Origin of the sequence: Streptomyces coacervatus (genome assembly GCF_029223485.1) — a bacterium.
GTDB lineage: Bacteria > Actinomycetota > Actinomycetes > Streptomycetales > Streptomycetaceae > Streptomyces > Streptomyces coacervatus.
The window spans coordinates 227,754-248,482 of the sequence record NZ_JARHTP010000012.1 but is presented as its reverse complement, the minus strand read 5'-3'; the positions used below and the strand labels follow the sequence as shown (position 1 = coordinate 248,482).

Here is a 20,729-nt window from a genome sequence, read left to right as displayed (position 1 = left end):
ATGAACGAGGAAAAGCTCCGCTACTTTCTCAAGCGGGTGACGGCGGACCTTCATGAAACCCGCCGCCGCCTGCAGGAAGTCGAGTCCGGGGAGCAGGAGCCGATCGCGATCGTCGGGATGAGCTGCCGCTACCCCGGTGGCGTCGGATCGCCCGAGGACCTGTGGCAGCTGGTCCTGGACGGCCGGGACGCGGTCTCCGGCTTCCCCACCGACCGTGGCTGGGACATTGAGCGTCTCTTCGACGCCGATCCCGAACAACAGGGCACGAGTTACGTCAGCGAAGGCGGGTTCCTGCACGACGCCAACTACTTCGACCCGGCGTTCTTCGGGATCAGCCCGCGTGAGGCGCTGGCGATGGACCCGCAGCAGCGGCTGCTGCTGGAGACCACCTGGGAGGTGTTCGAACGCGCGGGGATCGACCCGGCGTCGGTGCGCGGCAGCCGGACGGGTGTCTTCGCCGGCGTGATGTACCACGACTACACCTCCCGCCTGCGCGCCGTACCCGAAGGCGTCGAGGGCTACCTCGGCACCGGCGGATCCAGCAGCATCGCCTCCGGCCGCGTGGCCTATTCGTTCGGCCTGGAAGGCCCGGCGGTCACCGTCGACACGGCCTGCTCGTCCTCGTTGGTCACCCTGCACCTGGCCGTCCAGGCACTGCGCAACGGCGAGTGCTCGATGGCGCTGGCCGGCGGTGTCACCGTCATGCCGACACCGGGCACCTTCACGGAGTTCAGCCGCCAGCGCGGTCTGTCCTTCGACGGCCGCTGCAAGTCGTTCGCCGCCGCGGCGGACGGCACGGGCTGGGGCGAGGGCGTGGGCATGCTCCTGGTCGAGCGGCTCTCCGACGCCCGCCGCAACGGCCACACCGTGCTGGCGGTCGTCCGCGGCTCCGCGGTCAATCAGGACGGCGCGAGCAACGGCCTGACCGCGCCGAACGGCCCCTCGCAGCAGCGCGTCATCCGCCAGGCACTGGCCGACGCCCGGCTGACCACGACGGACGTCGACGTGGTGGAGGCGCACGGTACCGGTACGACGCTGGGTGACCCGATCGAGGCGCAGGCCCTGCTGGCCACATACGGCAAGGGCCGGGCCGAGGACACACCACTGTGGCTCGGCTCCATCAAGTCGAACCTTGGCCACACGCAGGCCGCGGCCGGTGTCGCCGGGATCATCAAGATGGTGATGGCGATGCGGCACGGTGTGCTGCCGCAGACGCTGCACGTCGACGAGCCGTCCCCGCACGTGGACTGGTCCGCGGGTGCGGTGGAGCTGCTGACCGAGGCCCGTCAGTGGCCCGAGACGGACCGCCCCCGCCGGGCGGCGGTCTCCTCCTTCGGCATCAGCGGCACCAACGCCCATGTCATCGTCGAACAGCCGCCACTGGCCGACGACGGACAGCTCACACCCGAGGACGGCGCGGCGGCCGCGCCCACCAAAATCTCGCTGCCCGTACTGCCCTGGCTGCTGTCGGCCCGAGGCGAGCAGGCGCTGTGCGCCCAGGCAGAGCAGTTGCTGACCCACGTACAGGAACGACCCGACCTCCACCCGACCGACATCGCTCACTCCCTGGCGACGACGCGGTCCGCTCTGGAGACCCGCGCCGTGGTGATCGCGGGCGACCGCCGCACCTTCCTCGACCGTCTGGCCGAGGTGGCCGCCGGCAAGACCCCTGCCGACGTAGCGCGCGGAAACGCGGACGGCCGGGGCAAGACGGCGTTCTTGTTCACCGGTCAGGGCAGTCAGCGTGCAGGTATGGGCCGTGAACTGTACGACGCCTACCGCGTGTTCGCTCAGGCACTGGATGAGATCTTCGCTCACTTCGAACTGCCGCTGCGGGAGGCGGTGTTCGGCGATGAGGCGGGGGTCCTGGACCAGACGGCGTACACGCAGCCCGCGTTGTTCGCGGTCGAGGTGGCGCTGTTCCGTCTCCTCGAATCGTGGGGCGTGCGGCCGGACTTCGTCTCCGGTCACTCCATCGGTGAGATCGCGGCCGCGCACTGTGCGGGTGTGCTGTCCCTGGAGGACGCCTGCACTTTGGTGGCTGCGCGCGGCCGGTTGATGCAGGAGCTGCCGTCCGGCGGCGCGATGGTGGCCGTCCAGGCGACGGAGGACGAGGTCACCCCGTACCTGACGGACACGGTGAGCATCGCGGCCGTCAACGGTCCGGCCTCCGTCGTCATCGCCGGTGACGAGGACGCCGTGCTGGAGATCGCGGCGCGTTTCGAGGAGCAGGGCCGCAAGTCGAAGCGTCTGACGGTCAGTCACGCCTTCCACTCCCCGCACATGGACCCGATGCTGGATGCCTTCCGGGAGGTCGTGGAGGGTCTGTCGTACGAGGCCCCGCGCATCCCGGTGGTCTCCAACCTCACCGGCGCTCTAGCGACCGCCGAGGAGATCACCAGCCCCGGCTTCTGGGTGCGTCATGCCCGCGAGGCGGTCCGCTTCCGCGACGGCATCCGCACGCTCGAAGCGCAGAACGTAACCACGTTCATCGAGCTGGGCCCGGACGGTGTGCTCTCGGCGATGGCACAGGACTGCGTCACCGGCGAGGACCACGCCTTCGTACCGGTCCTCCGCGCGGGCCGCCCCGAACCCGGGACCCTGACCGCGGCCCTCGCCCAGGCGCACGTGCGTGGGGTCGCCGTCGACTGGACCGCGTACTTCTCCGGGACCGGAGCCGAACGCGTCGACCTGCCCACCTACGCCTTCCAGCACGAGCACTACTGGCTGGACGCCGGCACCGCGGTCGGTGACATCACCTCCATGGGGTTGCGGTCCGCCGATCACCCGCTGCTGGGTGCGGCCGTCTCCCTCGCCGATGCCGAAGGCTTCCTGTTCACCGGCCGGTTGTCGGTGGAGACGCAGCCGTGGCTGGCCGATCACGCGGTCATGGGTGCGGTGCTGCTGCCCGGCACGGCGTTCGTCGAACTGGCGCTGCGCGCCGGTGAGCAGGTCGGCTGCGAACTGGTGGAGGAGCTGACCCTTGAGGCGCCGCTCGTCCTGCCCGAAGAGGGTGGCGTCGAGCTGCAACTCGTCGTCGGGGCGCCCGACCGCTCGGGCCGCCGATCGCTCGCCTTCCACTCGCGTTCCGACCAGGCGCCGGCGGAGGAGGTGTGGGTGCGGCATGCCACGGGTGCGCTCGCTGAGAGTGCGGTTGGTGTGTCTGCGGTTGATCTGGGGGTGTGGCCGCCTCGGGGTGCGGAGTCGGTTGAGGTGGCGGGTCTGTATGAGTCGCTGGCGGCTTCGGGGTTTGTCTACGGTCCGGTGTTCCGGGGGCTGCGGGCGGTGTGGCGGCGTGGTGATGAGCTGTTTGCGGAGGTGAGTTTGCCGGAGGGCGGTGGGGGTGCGTCCGATGGTTTTGGTGTGCATCCTGCTGTGCTGGATGCGGTGTTGCATGCGATCGGGCTGGGTGGTCTGGTGGCGGACACCGGTCAGGGGCGGTTGCCGTTCTCGTGGTCGGGGGTGACGCTGCACGCCGTCGGCGCCACGACTGTGCGGGTGCGGCTGAGCCGTGTCGGCCAGGACGCCGTGTCACTGCAACTCGCCGACACCACCGGTCGGCCCGTCGCGTCAGTGGACTCCCTGGTGCTCCGGCCGGTGTCGCCGGAGCAACTGCGCGTCTCCGGTGACGGTGCGGCCGATTCGCTGTTCCGCGTGGAGTGGACTCCCGTGGAGGTGCCGACGACAGTTTCGATGTCTGCCGCGGACTGGGTCGTCCTCGAATCCGAAAACCTCGATGTGCTTGATGTGGTGCCGGGGACGGTGGTGGTGGATGGGTTGACGCCGTCGGGTGGTGTGGTGTCTGCCGGGGTGGTGCGTGCGGCGGTGCGGCGGGCGCTGGGTCTGGTGCAGGGCTGGCTGGCCGGTGAGCGGTTTGCGGGGTCGCGTCTGGTGGTTGTGACGCGTGGTCTTGCGGGTGCGGCGGTGCGTGGTCTGGTGCGGTCGGCGCAGTCGGAGCATCCGGGCCGGTTTGTTCTGGTGGATGTGGATGAGTCGGTGTCCGGGTTCGATCCGGCGTGGCTGTGTGTGGAGGAGGCCGAGCTGTCGGTCGGTGCGCGGGGTGTGTGTGCGCCGCGGCTGGTCCGGTCGCCCGTCACGGATGAGGACACGGCCCTGTCCTGGTCTTCGGCGGGCACGGTGTTGGTGACGGGTGCCGGTGGTCAGTTGGGTGGGGTGTTCGCGCGGCATCTGGTGGCCGAGCGGGGGGTGCGTCATCTGCTGCTGGTCGGGCGCCGGGGTGCTGAGGCACCCGGGTCCGCTGAACTGACGGCGGAGTTGGAGGCGTTGGGCGCCGATGTCCGGTGGGCGGCGTGTGATGTGTCCGACCGTGATGGGCTGGAGCGGGTGCTGGCGTCGGTGCCGGCGGAGCGTCCGCTGACCGGTGTGGTGCATGCGGCGGGTGTGCTGGATGACGGTGTGATCGGTTCGCTGAGTGGTGAGCGTGTGGAGGCGGTGCTGCGTCCGAAGGTGGATGCGGCGTGGAATCTGCACGAGCTGACCCGGGGTGCGGATCTGTCGGCGTTTGTGTTGTTCTCGTCGGCTGCCGGTGTGTTCGGTGCGGCGGGTCAGGGCAGTTATGCGGCGGCGAACACGTTCCTGGACGCGTTGGCGGAGCAGCGCAGGGCCGAGGGGCTGGCGGCGGTGTCGCTGGCGTGGGGTCTGTGGGAGGCGGGCCCGGCCGGTGAGGCGGGTATGGGTGCGGCGGCCGATGCGGGGCGTCTGCAGCGGGGCGGGGTTGCGGCCCTGTCGTCGGTGGAGGGGCTGACGCTGTTCGATGCGGCGGAGCGTTCCAATGGGGCGTTGCTGGTGCCGATGCGGCTGGATCTGGCGGGTCTGCGGGCTCAGGCAGCGGGCAGTGGCATGCTGCCGCCGCTGCTGCGGTCCCTGGTCCGGGTGCCGGTACGGCGTGCTGCGGCGGCCGATGCCGCGGCCGCCGGGGCCCTGGCCCAACGCCTGGCCACCCTCCCCCCGGCGGAACGGGTCAAGGTCGTCCTGGAATCGGTCCGCACGCAAGTGGCCGCCGTACTGGGCCTCATCGGACCCGAGGCGGTCGATCCGCTGCGCGCCTTCAACCAGGTCGGCTTCGACTCGCTGACCGCGGTGGAGCTGCGCAACCGGCTGACCGCGGCCACCGAGGTCCGCCTCCCCGCGACCCTGATCTTCGACTACCCAACGCCCACCGCCCTGGCCGAATACCTGACGACGGAAATCCTGGGCACCTCGGCCGAGGCGGCCGACCCGGTCGTCGCGGCTGGAGTGGCGGCCGACGACGATCCGATCGCCATCATCGGCATGGCCTGCCGGTACCCCGGAGACGTCCGTTCTCCCGAGGACCTGTGGACGCTGGTGACCGAGGGCCGCGACGCCATCTCGGACCTGCCCACGGACCGGGGCTGGGACGTGGAAGGGCTCTTCGACCCGGACCCCGACCGGCCCGGTACGAGCTACACGCGCGAGGGCGGCTTCCTGCACGACGCCCACCACTTCGACCCGGTCTTCTTCGGGATGAGCCCGCGCGAGGCACTGGCCACCGACCCGCAACAGCGGCTGCTCCTGGAGACCACCTGGGAAGCGTTCGAACGCGCGGGCATCGACCCGGCGGCGCTCCGTGGCAGCCGTACCGGTGTGTTCGCCGGCGTGATGTACAACGACTACGGCACGCTGCTGCACCGCGCGCCCGACGGCCTTGAGGGCTACATGGGCACGGCCAGTTCCGGGAGCGTCGTTTCCGGCCGGGTGGCCTACACCTTCGGTCTGGAAGGCCCGGCGGTCACCGTCGACACCGCCTGCTCGTCGTCCCTCGTCACGCTGCACCTGGCCGTCCAGGCGCTGCGCAGCGGCGAGTGCTCGATGGCGCTCGCCGGCGGTGTGACGGTGATGGCCACGCCGGGAACATTCGTGGCGTTCAGCCGTCAGCGCGGCCTCGCGGCCGACGGCCGCTGCAAGCCCTTCGCCGCCGCGGCGGACGGCACGGCGTGGGGTGAGGGTGTGGGCATGCTCCTGGTGGAGCGGCTCTCCGACGCCCGTAAGAACGGTCACCCGGTGCTGGCGGTGGTCCGCGGCTCGGCGGTCAATCAGGACGGCGCGAGCAACGGCCTGACCGCGCCGAACGGTCCCTCGCAGCAGCGGGTGATCCGGCAGGCACTGGCCAACGCCGGGCTCTCGGCGTCCGATGTGGACGTGGTGGAGGCGCACGGTACGGGTACGACGCTGGGTGACCCGATCGAGGCGCAGGCCCTACTGGCCACCTACGGCAAGGGCCGAACCGAGGACACACCGCTGTGGCTCGGCTCCATCAAGTCCAACTTCGGCCACACGCAGGCCGCGGCCGGTGTCGCCGGGATCATCAAGATGGTGATGGCGATGCGGCACGGTGTGCTGCCGCAGACCCTGCACGTCGACGAGCCGTCCCCGCACGTGGACTGGTCCGCGGGCGCCGTGGAACTGCTGACCGAGGCCCGTCAGTGGCCCGAGACGGACCGCCCCCGCCGGGCGGCGGTCTCCTCCTTCGGCATCAGCGGCACCAACGCCCACACCATCGTCGAAGAGGCCCCCGCGCTCGAAACAGAGACCGACGACAGCTCCCCGCAGCTGCCCAGGATGCTGCCTTGGCCGGTGTCGGGCAGGACTGTCGAGGCCCTGCGTGTGCAGGCCGCGCGCCTGCGCGCCCATGTGTCGGACCACCCCGGGCTCAGCCCGGCCGACGTCGGCTATTCGCTGGCCGTCCATCGTGGCACCTTCGACCATCGCGCGGTCGTGGTGGCGGGAGACAGGGACGCATTCCTCCGCTCACTCGACGCGCTGGCCGCAGGCGAACCCTCGGCCGGCCTGGCCGAGGGCGGTCCAGCCGGTGGCAGACTCGCCTTCCTGTTTACCGGTCAGGGCAGTCAGCGGCTGGGGATGGGCCGGGAACTCTACGACGCCTACCCCGTGTTCGCCCAGGCGCTGGACGAGGTCCTTGCGCGGTTCGAACTGCCGCTGCGGGACGCGCTGTTCGGCGACGAGCCGGAAATCCTGGACCAGACGGCGTACACGCAGCCCGCGTTGTTCGCGGTCGAGGTGGCGCTGTTCCGTCTCCTCGAATCGTGGGGCGTGCGGCCGGACTTCGTCTCCGGTCATTCCATCGGTGAGATCGCGGCCGCGCACTGTGCGGGTGTGCTGTCGCTGGAGGATGCGTGCACGCTGGTGGCGGCGCGTGGTCGGTTGATGCAGGAGCTGCCGTCCGGTGGTGCGATGGTGGCGGTGCAGGCGACCGAGGACGAGGTCGCCCCGTACCTGACCGACGCGGTGAGCATCGCGGCCGTCAACGGTCCGGCCTCCGTCGTCATCGCCGGTGACGAGGACGCCGTACTGGAGATCGCGGCGCGTTTCGAGGAGCAGGGCCGCAAGTCGAAGCGTCTGACGGTCAGTCACGCCTTCCACTCCCCGCACATGGCCCCGATGCTGGATGCCTTCCGGGAGGTCGTGGAGGGTCTGTCGTACGAGGCCCCGCGCATCCCGGTGGTCTCCAACCTCTCCGGCGCTCTCGCGGCCGCGGACGAGATCACCGACCCGGGCTTCTGGGTCCGTCATGCCCGTGAGGCGGTCCGTTTCCACGACGGCATCCGCACCCTCGAAGCGCAGAACGTGACCACGTTCGTCGAACTCGGCCCGGACGGTGTGCTCTCGGCGATGGCGCAGGACTGCGTCACCGGCGAGGACCACGCCTTCGTACCGGTCCTCCGTACCGGCCGCCCGGAGCCGGAGACCCTCACCACGGCACTCGCACACGCCCACACCCGGGGCATCGCCGTGGACTGGCAGGCCTACTACGCCGGCACCGGCGCCCGACGCGTCGACCTGCCCACCTACGCCTTCCAACATCAGCGCTACTGGATCGACGTACCGGCGACCGTCGGCGACGTGACCTCCGCCGGACTCGGCTCGGCGGACCATCCGCTGCTGGGTGCGGCCGTGGAACTGCCGGGCCAGGGCGGTTACGTGTTCACCGGGCGGCTCTCCCTGGACAGCCACCGCTGGCTGGCCGACCATGCGGTGGCCGGCACCGTGATCCTGCCGGGTACGGCGTTCGTCGAGCTGGCGATCCGGGCCGGGGACCAGGTCGGCTGCGACCGGCTGGAGGAGCTGACCCTCGAGGCGCCGCTGGTGCTGCCCGCGCGGGGTGGTGTGGTGCTGCGCATGTCGGTGGGGGAGCCGGACGGTTCCGGTCGCCGGGAGGTGACCCTGTACTCGCGGCCCGAGGACGCCGAGGACGGGACCTGGCTGCGGCACGCCGGCGGTGTGCTCGCCACCGGGGACGCGGATGACCCGGCTGCGCGCGGAAACGAGGCGCAGACCGATCCCGGCTTCGCCGTCTGGCCGCCCGCCGACGCCACGCCGCTGGACGTGTCCGGACTCTACGAGCGGTTCGCCGAGGGCGGTTTCGGGTACGGCCCGGCCTTCCAAGGGCTGCAGGCCGCCTGGCGACGCGGGGACGACATCTTCGCCGAGCTGGCGCTGCCACGGGACCAGCACGACGAGGCAGCGCGGTTCGCGCTCCATCCCGCGCTGCTCGACTCGGCACTGCACGGGTTGGCGCTGGGCGAGTTCACCGGTTCCGCGAGCGCCGCACCGGGCGCGCTCCGCCTGCCCTTCTCGTGGAGCGGGGTCGGGCTGCAGGCGGCCGGTGCCACGGCGCTGCGGGTGCGGATCAGCCCCGCCGGTGACGGTTCGGTCGCCCTGCGAGCGGTCGACGAGACGGGTGGCGCGGTTGCCTCGGTGGACGCCCTGACGCTGCGGCCGGTCGACCCGGCCCGGCTGGGCACGGCCAGGGGCGGATTCCACGACTCCCTCTACCAGGTGGAATGGGCGCGGGTACCGGCATCCGACGGCAAGCGGGTTCCGGCCGGGCAGTGGGCCGTCGTCGGCGCCGACCACCTCAAGCTGGGTGCCGCGCTGGAGGCGGCGGGGGTGTCCGTAGACGCGTACGCCGACCTCGCGGCGCTCGCGGGTGTCGTGGCTGCCGGCAAGCCCCTGCCCGACCTGGTCCTGGTGCCCCGGGCTCCGCAGGCCGCCGACGACCTCGCCGGCGCGGTGCGGCAGGCGGCCCACGAGGCCCTGGATCTGGTGCAGTACTGGCTCTCCGAGGAGGCGTTCGACGGTGCGCGGCTCGCGTTCGTCACCCGTGGCGCCGTCGCCGCGTCGGCGGGCGATACGGTCGGCGACCTGACGCAGGCGTCGCTGTGGGGCCTGCTGCGTTCGGCCCAGACGGAGAACCCGGACCGCTTCCTGCTGCTGGACGTCGACGAGCACGATCTCTCGTACCGGGTGCTGCCCGGCGCGGTGGCCGGCGGCGAGAACCAACTGGCCGTCCGGGAAGGAACCCTGTACGCCCCCCGGCTGGCCAGGGTCCCGGTGACCGAGGCCGAGGCCGAGGGTGAGGCCACGGCCGCACTCGACCCGGACAAGACCGTGCTCGTCACCGGTGGAACGGGGGCGCTCGGCGGCCTCGTCGCCCGGCATCTGGTGGCGGAGCGGGGCGTCCGGCAGTTGCTGCTGACCAGCCGGCGCGGGATGCGTGCCGACGGCGCGGCCGAGCTGGTCGCGGAGCTGACCGGGCTCGGAGCGAGTGTGCGGGTCGCCGCCTGCGACGTGGCCGACCCGGACGCGCTGCGGGCCCTGCTCGCCGAGGTGCCCCAGGACCATCCGCTGACCGCCGTCGTCCACACCGCGGGCGTGCTGGACGACGGGCTCGTACCGTCGCTCACCCCGGACCGGATCGACGCCGTGTTCCGGCCGAAGACCGACGCGGCACTGAACCTCCACGAGGCGACCCGGGACCTCGGCCTGTCCGCGTTCGTCCTGTTCTCCTCGGCGGCCGGTACCTTCGGCACGCCGGGCCAGGCCAACTACGCGGCCGCCAACGCCTTCCTGGACGCACTCGCCGAGCACCGCCGGGCCGAGGGCCTGCCGGCGGTGTCGATCGCCTGGGGGCTGTGGGAGCAGCGCAGTGCCATGACCGGAGAGCTCGCAGAGGCGGACCTGCGGCGGATGGCCAGGTCCGGCCTGCTGCCGCTGTCCTCCGCGCAGGGCCTGGCCCTGTTCGACACCGCCTGCCGGGTCGGCGCCGACTCCGCACCCGCCGCCCTGGTGGCCGTACGACTGGACACCGAGCCCCTCCGGTCCCAGGCGGCGGCCGGAGTGCTGCCCGCGCTGCTGCGTGGCCTGGTGCGGGCGGTGCCACGCCGCACCGCGCAAACTGCCCAGGCCGCGGGGGCGGGTGCGGCGGACCTCGTCCGGCGGCTGGCCGCACTGACGGCGGGGGAGCAGGAGCGGACGCTGCTCGACGTGGTGCGCGCACAGGCGGCCGCCGTGCTGGGATTCGCCGATCCCGAGGAGGTGGGCGAGACACGCGAGTTCCTCGAACTGGGCGTCGATTCGTTGACCGCCGTGGAACTGCGCAATCACCTGGTCACGGCGACAGGGCTGCGGCTGGCGCCCACCCTGCTGTTCGACCACCCCACACCGCAACTCGTCGCCCGGTATCTGTGTGCCGAACTGGCCGCCCGGACATCCGGCGCCGGGGCGGCCGGTGCGGAGGCACCCCGCGAAGGCGGGCCGACCGGTGCGGACGGCGGCACGAGCGGCGGAATGTTCGGGCAGATGCTGCAGCGCGCAGCCGAACTCGACGCGTCCGGCGAGTTCATGGGTCTGCTGATGGAGGCCTCGCGGTTCCGGCCGTCGTTCGCCTCCGCCGCCGAACTGCGCACCCCGCCGCGGCTGGTGCGGCTCGCCACCGGCGACCGGCAGCCCGCGCTGGTGTGTTTCTCCTCCATCCTGTCGATCTCCGGACCGCACCAGTACGCCCGGTTCGCCGCCGCCTTCCGGGGCCGGCGCGACGTGTGGGCGCTGGCCGCGCCCGGCTTCCTCACCGGGGAGCAGGTACCGGCCGGTCCCGAGGCGGTGATCGAGGCGCAGGCCGAGGCGGTGTTGCGGCAGGCCGACGGCAGGCCGTTCGTGCTGCTCGGCCACTCCTCCGGCGGCATGCTCGCACACGCGGTCGCCGAGCGGCTGGAGAGCGCCGGGACCGCACCGAATGCGGTGGTGCTGATCGACATCTACTCGCACGACGACGACGCCATCGTCGGCATCCAGCCCGGGCTGTCCTCGGGCATGAACGAGCGGCAGGAGAGTTATGTGCCGGTCGACGACACCAGGCTGCTGGCCATGGGCGCCTACTTCCGGCTGTTCGGCGGCTGGAAGCCACGGCCCATCGGCGCCCCCACGCTGCTCGTCCGGGCCGGGGAACGGCTCTTCGACTGGACCAGGGACGGGGACTGGCGGTCCTACTGGGAGCTGGAGCACACCGCGGTGGACGCACCGGGCAACCACTTCACGATGATGGAGCAGCACGCCGACGCCACGGCAGGAGCGGTGGACGACTGGGTCGCGCGACTGCGGTAGCGGCGCGCCCCGCACGGCAAAGGGCCGGCCCCGCCGAGAGGCGGGGCCGGCCCTTTGGTTTCGGTCCGGGGTGTTCCGGGCGTCGGATCAGGCGGATCAGATGGATCCGCCGGATCAGGCGGACCTGCGGGGCCGCGAGCGCTTCGGCAGGCCCACGGCCTCGACCTCGAAGTTGTCCTTGGTGCAGTCCAGGCGGTGGAAGAGGTTGTCCGGACCGGTCACGCACACCCTGGACACACCCGCGTCCTTCAACGCGGTGACGACGGCCGGCCAGTTGATGGGCCGGTCGAAGGTGTCCAGCATCATGGTGCGCAGCTCGTCCGCCGAGTTGATCACCGTGCCGTCCTGGTCGGTCACCACGGGCAGCTTCGGATCGGTGAACGCGTAACGGGAGAAGACCTCCTCCTCGGCCCGGCGGCGCAGGGCGGCGAAGGCCGGGGCGTGCACCGGCGGGCGCATGCTGTACATCGAGTAGCCGCCCGCCTTGCTGATCCGCTCCTTCAACTCCTCCAGCGCGTTCTCCCGCAGCGAGAGCATCGTGAAGCCGCGGTCGAGGTGGCCGGAGAACTCGTACCACACGCCGCGCTCGTCGAAGTCGGCGAGGATCTCGGCGAGGCGCTCCTCGGGGGTGCGGACGAAGGAGTGGGTGACCACGTCGGTGTACTCCCGGCCGAAGAAGTCCTCCTCGAGCCGGGCGAGTTCCGCCGTGAGCCGGACCGCCTCCGCGAACGGCAGCGAGCCGACGTAGGCCGCCGCCGCCTTCTGCCCGAAACTCGGGCCCACGCATATGTCCGGTACGACGCCGAGGGTCTCCTCGGCGCGGTCGGCCAGAGCCATGGAGTTGACCAGAAAGGCCACCTGGCTGAATTCGGAGTAGTCCTCCGTCTGTTCCCTGAAGTTGTCGAAGACCGAGGTGCCCAGAGCCTGGTCGGCCTCGGCGAGACGGGCCCGTGCGAAGGGGTCCAGGAGCAGGAATTTCCCCACTTCGGCGAACGCGGAAGGTCCCATTCCGGGAAACACGATCGCGGTACGGGACGCCGTGGATGTCGTCGTCATGGTCGTGTGAACGCCCTTTGCTGCTCGGGGTGGTGCTGAATTACGTCGATTCCCGCCGGGTGCACGGGGCCTAGTCCTGTGCGCGCTTGTGGAAACCGCGGATTCCGATGAATCCGTAGACCAGGCATCCGGCGGCGATGGCGCCTATACAGATGGGCAGCGGAATCGAGTGCGGTCCGCCGGGCGGCAGCAGCAGGCCGCGCATCGCCTCGCTGACGTAGGTCAGCGGGTTGAGGGTGCACAGGATCTGGAACCAGCGGATGTGGGACAGGCTCCCCCAGGGGAACTGGGTGGCGCCGGTGAACATGATCGGCGTGAGCGTCATGGCGAAGACGATGCTGATGTGCCGCGCCGGGGCCAGTGTGCCCAGCGTCAGGCCCACCGTGCCGCCGACGAGACCGCCCAGCGTCAGGATGCCCAGGGTGGCCGGCAGGGTGTGCAGCGGCCAGGAGACGTGGTCGAGGAGGAGCAGGCCGATCGGAATCATCACCAGCGAGCCGATCAGCCCACGCATGGCACCGAATATCACCTTCTCGATCGCGACCAGCACCACGGGGATCGGCGCCAGCAGCCGGTCCTCGATCTCCTTGGTGTAGGAGAAGTCGATGGCCAGCGGCAGGGCGGTGTTCTGCAGGCTCACCAGGAAGCTGTTGAGCGCGACGACGCCCGGCAGCAGCACCTGTTCGAAGCCCGGTGTGGTGTAGCCGAGGGTGCCGAGCACCTTGCCGAAGACGAAGAGGATGAAGAACGGCTCCACGAGGACCTGGCCCAGGAACGGCGCGATCTCGCGGCCGGTGACGAAGATGTCCCGCCACAGGATGAACCAGAAGGTCCGCCAGCGGGTGGCCCGGCGCCGGTGACGGCCGCCGCTGCGGGCGGACGGCTGCTGCTGGGCGACGGCCGGTGTGTCGTCCGCCTCGGGGGCGGTGTCGTCGGTGGGCGCGGATGTGGCGGCGGTGGTCATCGCAGCTCCCTGCCGGTCAGCTCGACGAAGACGTCTTCGAGGGTGGAGTTTCCGACGCTCATGTCCTTGACCTCGCAGCCGGCTTCGGCGAGGGCGCGGATCACGGTCGGGAGGATCGTCGAGGAGGCGGCGTCGCTGTAGACCTTCAGCCGTACGTCCTTCGGACGGAAGTCGAGGTCGAGTTCGAGCTCGTCCTCACCGTCCTGGTGCAGTACCTCGACGCCCGCCACGGACTCGATCCGCTTCAGACGCGCCAGGACCTCCGCGACCCCGTTCGGCGGCGGTGCCACCGTGACGGAGACCGAGGTGTTGCTGAGCGACTCCATCAGGGCCTGCGGGGTGTCGAGGGCGAGGAGCTTGCCGTGGTCGACGATGCCCACCCGGTCGCACAGCTTCTCGGCCTCGTCCATGTTGTGGGTGGTGATGACCACGGTGACGCCCCGGCTGCTGAGTTCGGCCACCCGGTCGTGCACGAACAGCTGCGACTGGGGGTCCAGGCCGGTGGCGGGCTCGTCGAGGAAGAGCACCCGTGGCCGGTGCATCAGCGCCCGGGCGATCATCACGCGCTGGGCCTGGCCGCCGGACACTTCGTCGGCGCGCGCCTGGCCGTGGTCGGTCAGCCCGACGAACTCCAGGCTCTCGTCCGCCAGCCGGTTGCGTTCGGACCGGGGCAGCCCGTGGTATCCGGCGTGGAAGACGAGATTCTGCCGGATGGTCAGTGAGCGGTCGAGGTTGTTGCGTTGCGGTACGACGGCGAACGACTGGCGCGCCACCGCCGGCTTGGCCACCACGTCGACGCCCATCACGAAGGCGCGCCCCGCGGTGGGAGCCACCCGGGTGGTGAGAATGCCGATCGTGGTGGTCTTCCCCGCTCCGTTCGGACCGAGAAATCCGAAGACCTCTCCGTGGTTCACACTGAAGCTGAGGTCTTGGACGGCGAATTGTTCTCGGTCGGGATATTTTTTGACCAGTCCGTCGACGACGACGGCGGAATCCGCGGCACGTGTTGTATTCATGAAACCTGTGAATCAAGCTGGACGCGACACCGCCGCACCGGCGTTCTGCCGCGAGGGTCGCGTGCGGCCTGGCTGCGCGATGTGTGCGCCGACGGAAAGGAACGTGACAAAGGTGCCCGCCATATGTAGCACGGTTTCTTTTCCCGTGGCCCGCACGGGTCCCAAGTCAGGGGTGGGCGTGCTGGGTTAGGGGTGCGTAGGGGGAAAAGGAGGGGATGGAAATACCCGAATAACCCGTAGCATCGGCGTGTGATCGCCTCGAAGGATTCTTCGCACATATCAGTGCGGTCGCCGGCCGGATTCGGGTGGCTGTTGGTGGGCGCGGGCGGCACGCCGGGACGCGTGGTGCGGGCGCTGCTGGAGACGGCGGGCGCCGAGACGGTGACGCCGGGACACCGTCACCTGGACATCACGGACCGGCGCGCCGTCTCGCAAGCCGTAGCCACACATCGTCCGCGCACGGTCGTCAACTGCCCCGCGTGGACGGACGTCGACGCCGCGGAGCGCGACGTGAGTACCGCCGCCCGGCTGCTGCACGTCTCCACCGACCATGTGTTCGGCGGCGACCCCGAGCACCGGGGCACGCCGAACGGCCAGGACGCACTATCGAAGCCCCGTACCGCCCACGGGCGCACCGAGCCGGCTGCCGGGCGCCGACCCGCTGCGGATACGGCCGATCGGCGACGACCAACTGGTGCGCGCTGTACGGCGGCCGGCCTGCCCGCCCCGCGCCCCTGGCGGGTGGCGCTCCATGGGGCGATCACACGGGGCGGAACCCCGGCACAGCACACCGGCGCCGCGGCGACGGGGGTCGGCTGAACCATGGAACCCCTGTCCATCGAAGTCGCCCGGCCAGGCCACATACGTCACCCGCGCTCCCTCCCGCCGCGCCCCGCGGCGCCCACGACCGTCCTGGAGGCCTGAGTGAAGGCGCTCGTCCTGGCCGGGGGGTCCGGCACCCGCCTGCGGCCCCTGACCCACACCTCGGCGAAGCAACTCGTCCCGGTCGCCAACAAACCGATCCTCTTCTACGTGCTGGAGGACATTGCCGAGGCCGGCATCAAGGACGTCGGCATCATCGTCGGCGACACCGCGCAGGAGATCCGCACAGCGGTCGGCGACGGCACGGCCTTCGGCATCCGCGTCACCTACCTCCCGCAGGACCGCCCGCTGGGCCTGGCGCACGCCGTGCGCACCGCCCGCGACTGGCTCGGCGACGACGACTTCGTGATGTACCTGGGAGACAACTTCCTGGTCGGCGGTATCCGCGCGCAACTGGCCGACTTCCGGCAGGCGGGACCGGGCGCGCAGATCATGCTCACCCGGGTCGATGACCCGTCGGCCTTCGGCGTGGCCGAACTGGACGACGCCGGCCGCGTCATCCGGCTCGAGGAGAAGCCGCGGTTCCCCAAGAGCGACCTGGCTCTGGTCGGGGTGTACTTCTTCACCCCCGCCATCCACGACGCGGCCGCCGCGATCCGGCCCTCGGGGCGCGGCGAACTGGAGATCACCGACGCCATCCAGTGGCTGATCGACCACGGCACCGACGTCCGCTCCTCGGTGGTCACCGGCTACTGGAAGGACACCGGCAACGCGGCCGACATGCTGGAGGTCAACCGCTCGGTCCTGGACCGACTGGACCCGCGTTGCGACGGCACGGTCGACGAGGCCAGTGAGCTCGTTGGCAGGGTGGTCGTGGAAGCCGGTGCCACAGTGGCCCGGTCCCGGATCGTGGGACCGGCGATCATCGGACGGGGCAGCCGCGTCGAGGACTCCTACATCGGCCCGTTCACCTCGATCGCCGACCACTGCACCATCGCGGACAGCGAGATCGAGTACTCCATCGTGCTGACCGGCGCCGCCATCGACGGCGTACGCCGTATCGAGGCGTCCATGGTCGGACGGCACGTCCAGGTCACCCCCGCGCCGCGCGTTCCCCAAGCCCACCGCCTGATCCTCGGCGACCACAGCAAAGTGCAGATCCGTTCATGAGACTTCTGATCACCGGCGCCGTCACCGCCCTCGACGGACTCACCTACGCGGGTCGCCGGGCGAACGGCGTGCGCGGCACGCAACTGACGTACCACCGGCCGATGGTCGACTTCGCCCTCGGGATCACCGAGACGGTCGACTGGTACCGCAACAACCACAAGGTGTGGACCCCGCTCCGGCAGGGGCGGCCGACTTCATGACCCACTTCATGACCCACTCCATGAGCCACGACAAAACACCCGACGACATCGGGCTCATCAGGATTCTGCAACCGGAGACCCCGAGCAGTTTCCGACTCATCTGCTTTCCGGGCCACATGCATGCCACCGGGCGCTACCTCGGACTGGCGGAACTGCTGCTGCCCACCGTCGAGGTGCTGCTGATCCAGTACCCCGGCGACTCGGGCGACCTGGGCGCCTACCGGCCCGAACCCGTCGGCGACTCCGAGGAACTGGCCTCCAAGATATTCGAGGCACTCGCCGGCTTCACCGGCTCCCGGCTCGTGTTCTTCGGGCACCGCGCGGGTGCCCGGCTCGCCTACCGGGTGGCCGAACGGCTGGAGCGGGAGGGCGCCGCACTGCTGCAGACCCTGTTCGTCTCCGGCAGCAACGCGCCGTGCGTGCATGCACCGCTGGGCCCCCCGACGCTCTGCTGCCGCATCGTGGCACTGGCCGCCGACCGCGATCCGGGCCTCACTCCGGCGGGGGTCCGCGCCTGGCGGCGCTGCACCAGCGGCCGCTTCGACCTGGAGACGCTCTCCGGGGCCCGCGGCTGCCTGGAATCGCACAAACGCGAGGTCGTCAACATCGTGCACGACCAGCTCATGTCCCTCTCGCCCTTCGACCCGCCGGATCCGCCGGGACCCGGGGGAGAGCTGCGACTGTTCGCCCCGACCCACCACCCGCGCAACCCAAGGACCATGGACGCCGAGTAGGACAGGGAACCTACGATGACAGCGAAAATATTTGGCGCCGACTCGGTGCAGACCTTCGACGCCTTCGAGCAGGACGCCCTGCGCGTCGCCAGCGTGATCCGGGACCGCGGAGTCGGTCCCGGAGACCGTGTCATGCTCAAGGCGGGCAACTCCGCCGCCTATCTGTCGGTGCTGTTCGCCCTGATGCACATCGGCGCCTCCATCGTGCTGGTCGACCAGCAGGAGCGCGCCGAGGAAACCCGCCGCATCGCCCTGCGGACCGGTGCGAAGGTCGTCTTCGTGGACGACGACGCGCCGGTCGACCGCGAGGCCGATCCGGTGCATCTCTACGAGCTGCTGGTGCCCTCCGCCGGCCTCGCCGGCACGGAGGACAGCCTCGACTTCGAGACCTGGGGCGAGCTGCCCGACGGACTCATCATGTGGACATCCGGTTCCACCGGCTCCCCCAAGGGCGTCGTCAAGAACGGCGCGAAGTTCCTGCGCAACCTGGAACGCAACGCCGCACAGGTGGGCCACCGCCCCGACGACGTACTGCTGCCGCTGCTGCCCTTCGCGCACCAGTACGGACTGTCGATGGTCCTGATCGCCTGGCTGACCCGCTGCTCACTGGTGATCGCCCCCTACCGGCGGCTCGACCACGCGCTGCGGATGGCCGGGCAGACCGGTACCACCGTCATCGACACCACACCGTCGAGCTACCGCAGCATGCTCAACCTGGTCACCCGCAAGCCGGCCCTGCGCAGCCACCTGGAGTCGGTGCGGATGTTCTGCGTCGGCGCCGCCCCGCTGGACGCTCCGCTGGTGGCGCGCTACCAGGCCGAGTTCGGCCTGCCGCTGCTGGACAGCTACGGAAGCACCGAACTCGGCAACATCGCCTTCGCCACCCTGGACAACCCGGTCGCCTGCGGCCGGGCCATGGACGGCATCGAGGTACGGATCGTCGACGAGGCGGGGCTCCCGCTGGGCGCGGGCGAGCCGGGAGAGATCGAGGTCGACACCCCCGACGGCCTGGAGGGCCATCTGGACGAGGACGGAACCGTTGCTCCCGTGCCGCCCGGCTGGCAGGCGACCGGCGACCTCGGCTATCTCGACGAGCACCGCAACCTGGTCGTCCTGGGCCGCAAGCTCGCCGTGCACCGCAACGGCTACACCCTCTATCCCGAGGTGATCGAACGGAAGGCGGAAGCCGCCGACTGCCCGGTGCGGATCGTTCCGCTGCCGGACGAGCGGCGCGGCACCCAGCTGGTGTTCTTCGTGGAGGACGAGCAGGGGCGGGACGCCGCACACTGGCGCGAGGTGCTGGCGGGCCTGCTGCCCGCCTTCGAGCAGCCCAACCGCGTCCTGGTTCTCGACAGTTTCCCGCTCAACCGCAACGGCAAGCCCGACAAGCACCGCCTGGCCGAGCTCGCCCAGCAGTAGTCCCGAAGTGCGGTGAGACGCAGACGCCGCCGGCCGTGAGGCCGGCGGCGTCGGTGGCTTTCCGGGTGTGCTCGTCGATCGGGGCACGGCCGGCCGGGCTGATCACCACCGGCCGGCCGCGCCCTCGCCTCAGGCGTACGGCAGCTCCAGGGGAGCGAGCGTTTCGAAGAGGTCACCAGGCCCCGGGTTGGCGGGGTGTGCGGCACCGCCCAGGTGGTGCAGGACTCCCCACACGGCGTTGAGCGCCGTGGTCACCGCGCCCTCGGCGAAGCCGGCCGTCCACGAGACGTCGTCCCCGCACAGGAAGAACCCGCGCTGCTCGGGGGTCATGCCCTCCTGCACGAACTGGGTGAACAGCCGCCGCTGGTAGCGGTACTGGCCCGGCAGGTTGGACTTGAACGCGCCCATGAAGTGGGGTTCGGTCTCCCAGGTGACGGTGATCGGCTCGCTGATGATGTGCGAGCGGATGTCGGTGTCCGGGTAGATCTCCGCCAGCCGCGCCAGCAGCGCCCGCAGCCGCTCCTCGGCGGAGAGGGTGGCGACCTTCAGCGAGTCGTCGTTCCAGGTGTACGACAGGCACATCACGGCCGGCCGGTCGGGGCCCTCGTCGAACAGGTAGACACCGCGCGGCAGCCGGTCGGTGAGCGTCATGCTCATCACGTGCTGCCCGGTCACCGGGTCGACGTCCCGCCAGAACGGCCGGTCCACCAGCACGAACAGCTTCGACGCCCCCATGTAGTGGGTGCGCTCGACCGCCGTCCAGTGCGCGGCCGGCAGCAGCGCCGGGTCGCAGTCGACGCGGTGCAGCAGCGTCCACACATGCGGGGTGTACACGACCGCCGGGTACTCGCGCTCCTCCTGGCCGGCGTCCCGTACCGCTATGCCGCCCGCGGTGCGCCTCAGGCCGACCGCTCCCGGGCGCGGCGACCCGCCGTGCAGGCTCGCCAGGGACGTGCCCGCCGGCCAGTGCACGGGATCGGCGGGAACGTGCTGCCACAGGCCCAGTGGCACCCGCTGGGCGCCACCGTCGATCTGCACCTGGTTGTCGTCCGCCTCGGTGAACACCACGCGGAGGATCTCCAGGAAGGAGTTGGGGAAGTCCGTGTCCCAGCCTCCCGTGCCGAACCCGACCTGGCCGAACGTCTCCCGGTACCGGAACGACCGGAAGGCCGGCGTGGTGGCGAGGAAGCCGTAGAAGGACTGGTCGTCGAATTCGGTGACCAGCCGGTTCCACACGGCTTTCAGGGTCTCCGTGTCCCGCCGCTGGATGGCGTCCCGCACGGTGGACAACTCGGCACGCTCCTGCAGCGCCTTGGCCCAGGCCTCGGCCACCTCCTGGTAGAGCCCGGGCAGTTCGTCCGCGGACCGCACCAGGTGCCGGCTGCCGCCCAGGTCGACGACGGTGCTCGGGGTGCAGTCGGCCAGCGGGTTGGGGAAGGGACGGGTGGCGAGACCGAGCATGCCGACGTAGTGGAACAGCGACCGGGCCGACAGCGGGAAGCGCATGGCGCCCATCTCGGCCACGCACCGCGGATCCTCCGGGAAGGGCACCGAACGCATCCTGCCGCCCAGTTGCCCGGTCTCGTACACCACGGGCCGCAGCCCGAGCCGCATCAGTTCGTACGCCGCCGTCATCCCGGCCATGCCCCCGCCGACGACCGCGACTTCGGTGCCCCGCAGTGCTTCGGGGAGAGCACCCAGCCCGGCCGGATGGCTGAGCCAGCGGTCGTAGGAGAAGGGGAAGTCCGGCACCAGCATGGTGGTCGGAGAGGGGCCGGCAGTCGACATGGTGGGAAAACCTCTCGGCCGTGTCGGCAACGGGGCCGCGGAATCGGAGATCGCCCCGGCGCTCTCACGCTAGGGAGGGCCGTTCCGGGCGGACAACCCCTACCGACCCCGGGCCGCC

9 protein-coding genes and 1 pseudogene are annotated in these 20,729 nt (G+C 70.9%); 6 read left to right on the top strand and 4 right to left on the bottom strand.

The genetic code is table 11. The features are described 5' to 3' along the window. Positions 1 to 11,412 (top strand): annotated as a pseudogene (locus P2Q00_RS29040) (SDR family NAD(P)-dependent oxidoreductase); the annotation flags it as partial. Between the two features lie 144 nt (positions 11,413 to 11,556). Here P2Q00_RS29040 and P2Q00_RS29035 read toward each other — a convergent pair. The 3 genes from P2Q00_RS29035 to P2Q00_RS29025 form a co-directional block, all read right to left on the bottom strand. Then, complete coding sequence (locus P2Q00_RS29035) at positions 11,557 to 12,498, bottom strand: ACP S-malonyltransferase (RefSeq protein ID WP_275776003.1); 942 nt, start codon at positions 12,496 to 12,498, stop codon at positions 11,557 to 11,559. Positions 12,499 to 12,568: 70 nt separating this feature from the next. Beyond that, positions 12,569 to 13,462, bottom strand: coding sequence for an ABC transporter permease (locus P2Q00_RS29030; protein WP_275776001.1), 894 nt, complete (start codon positions 13,460 to 13,462; stop codon positions 12,569 to 12,571). After that, positions 13,459 to 14,478: an ABC transporter ATP-binding protein gene (locus tag P2Q00_RS29025; RefSeq protein WP_275775999.1), complete on the bottom strand. Its 1,020-nt coding sequence runs from the start codon at positions 14,476 to 14,478 to the stop codon at positions 13,459 to 13,461. The genes P2Q00_RS29030 and P2Q00_RS29025 overlap by 4 nt, the downstream gene beginning before the upstream one ends. 249 nt (positions 14,479 to 14,727) lie before the next feature. Here P2Q00_RS29025 and P2Q00_RS29020 point away from each other — a divergent pair, with 249 nt between their 5' ends. The 5 genes from P2Q00_RS29020 (at position 14,728) to P2Q00_RS29000 (ending at position 18,823) form a co-directional block, all read left to right on the top strand. After that, positions 14,728 to 15,297, top strand: coding sequence for a sugar nucleotide-binding protein (locus P2Q00_RS29020; protein ID WP_275775996.1), 570 nt, complete (start codon positions 14,728 to 14,730; stop codon positions 15,295 to 15,297). Positions 15,298 to 15,402: 105 nt separating this feature from the next. Next, the gene (locus tag P2Q00_RS29015) at positions 15,403 to 16,470 is read left to right on the top strand and encodes a glucose-1-phosphate thymidylyltransferase (RefSeq protein ID WP_275775994.1); all 1,068 of its coding nucleotides are present in this window, start codon (positions 15,403 to 15,405) and stop codon (positions 16,468 to 16,470) included. Further along, positions 16,467 to 16,670, top strand: coding sequence for a hypothetical protein (locus tag P2Q00_RS29010; protein ID WP_275775992.1), 204 nt, complete (start codon positions 16,467 to 16,469; stop codon positions 16,668 to 16,670). Before P2Q00_RS29015 ends, P2Q00_RS29010 begins: the two co-directional genes overlap by 4 nt. Then, positions 16,667 to 17,404 (top strand): thioesterase II family protein, encoded by a 738-nt coding sequence (locus tag P2Q00_RS29005; RefSeq protein WP_275775990.1) that lies wholly within the window; start codon positions 16,667 to 16,669, stop codon positions 17,402 to 17,404. Before P2Q00_RS29010 ends, P2Q00_RS29005 begins: the two co-directional genes overlap by 4 nt. A 15-nt stretch (positions 17,405 to 17,419) precedes the next feature. Beyond that, the gene (locus P2Q00_RS29000) at positions 17,420 to 18,823 is read left to right on the top strand and encodes a class I adenylate-forming enzyme family protein (RefSeq protein WP_275775987.1); all 1,404 of its coding nucleotides are present in this window, start codon (positions 17,420 to 17,422) and stop codon (positions 18,821 to 18,823) included. Positions 18,824 to 18,952: 129 nt separating this feature from the next. On the opposite strand, the gene P2Q00_RS28995 is transcribed toward P2Q00_RS29000, so the two are convergent. Beyond that, complete coding sequence (locus P2Q00_RS28995) at positions 18,953 to 20,611, bottom strand: flavin monoamine oxidase family protein (protein ID WP_275775985.1); 1,659 nt, start codon at positions 20,609 to 20,611, stop codon at positions 18,953 to 18,955. Positions 20,612 to 20,729 lie beyond the last annotated feature (118 nt).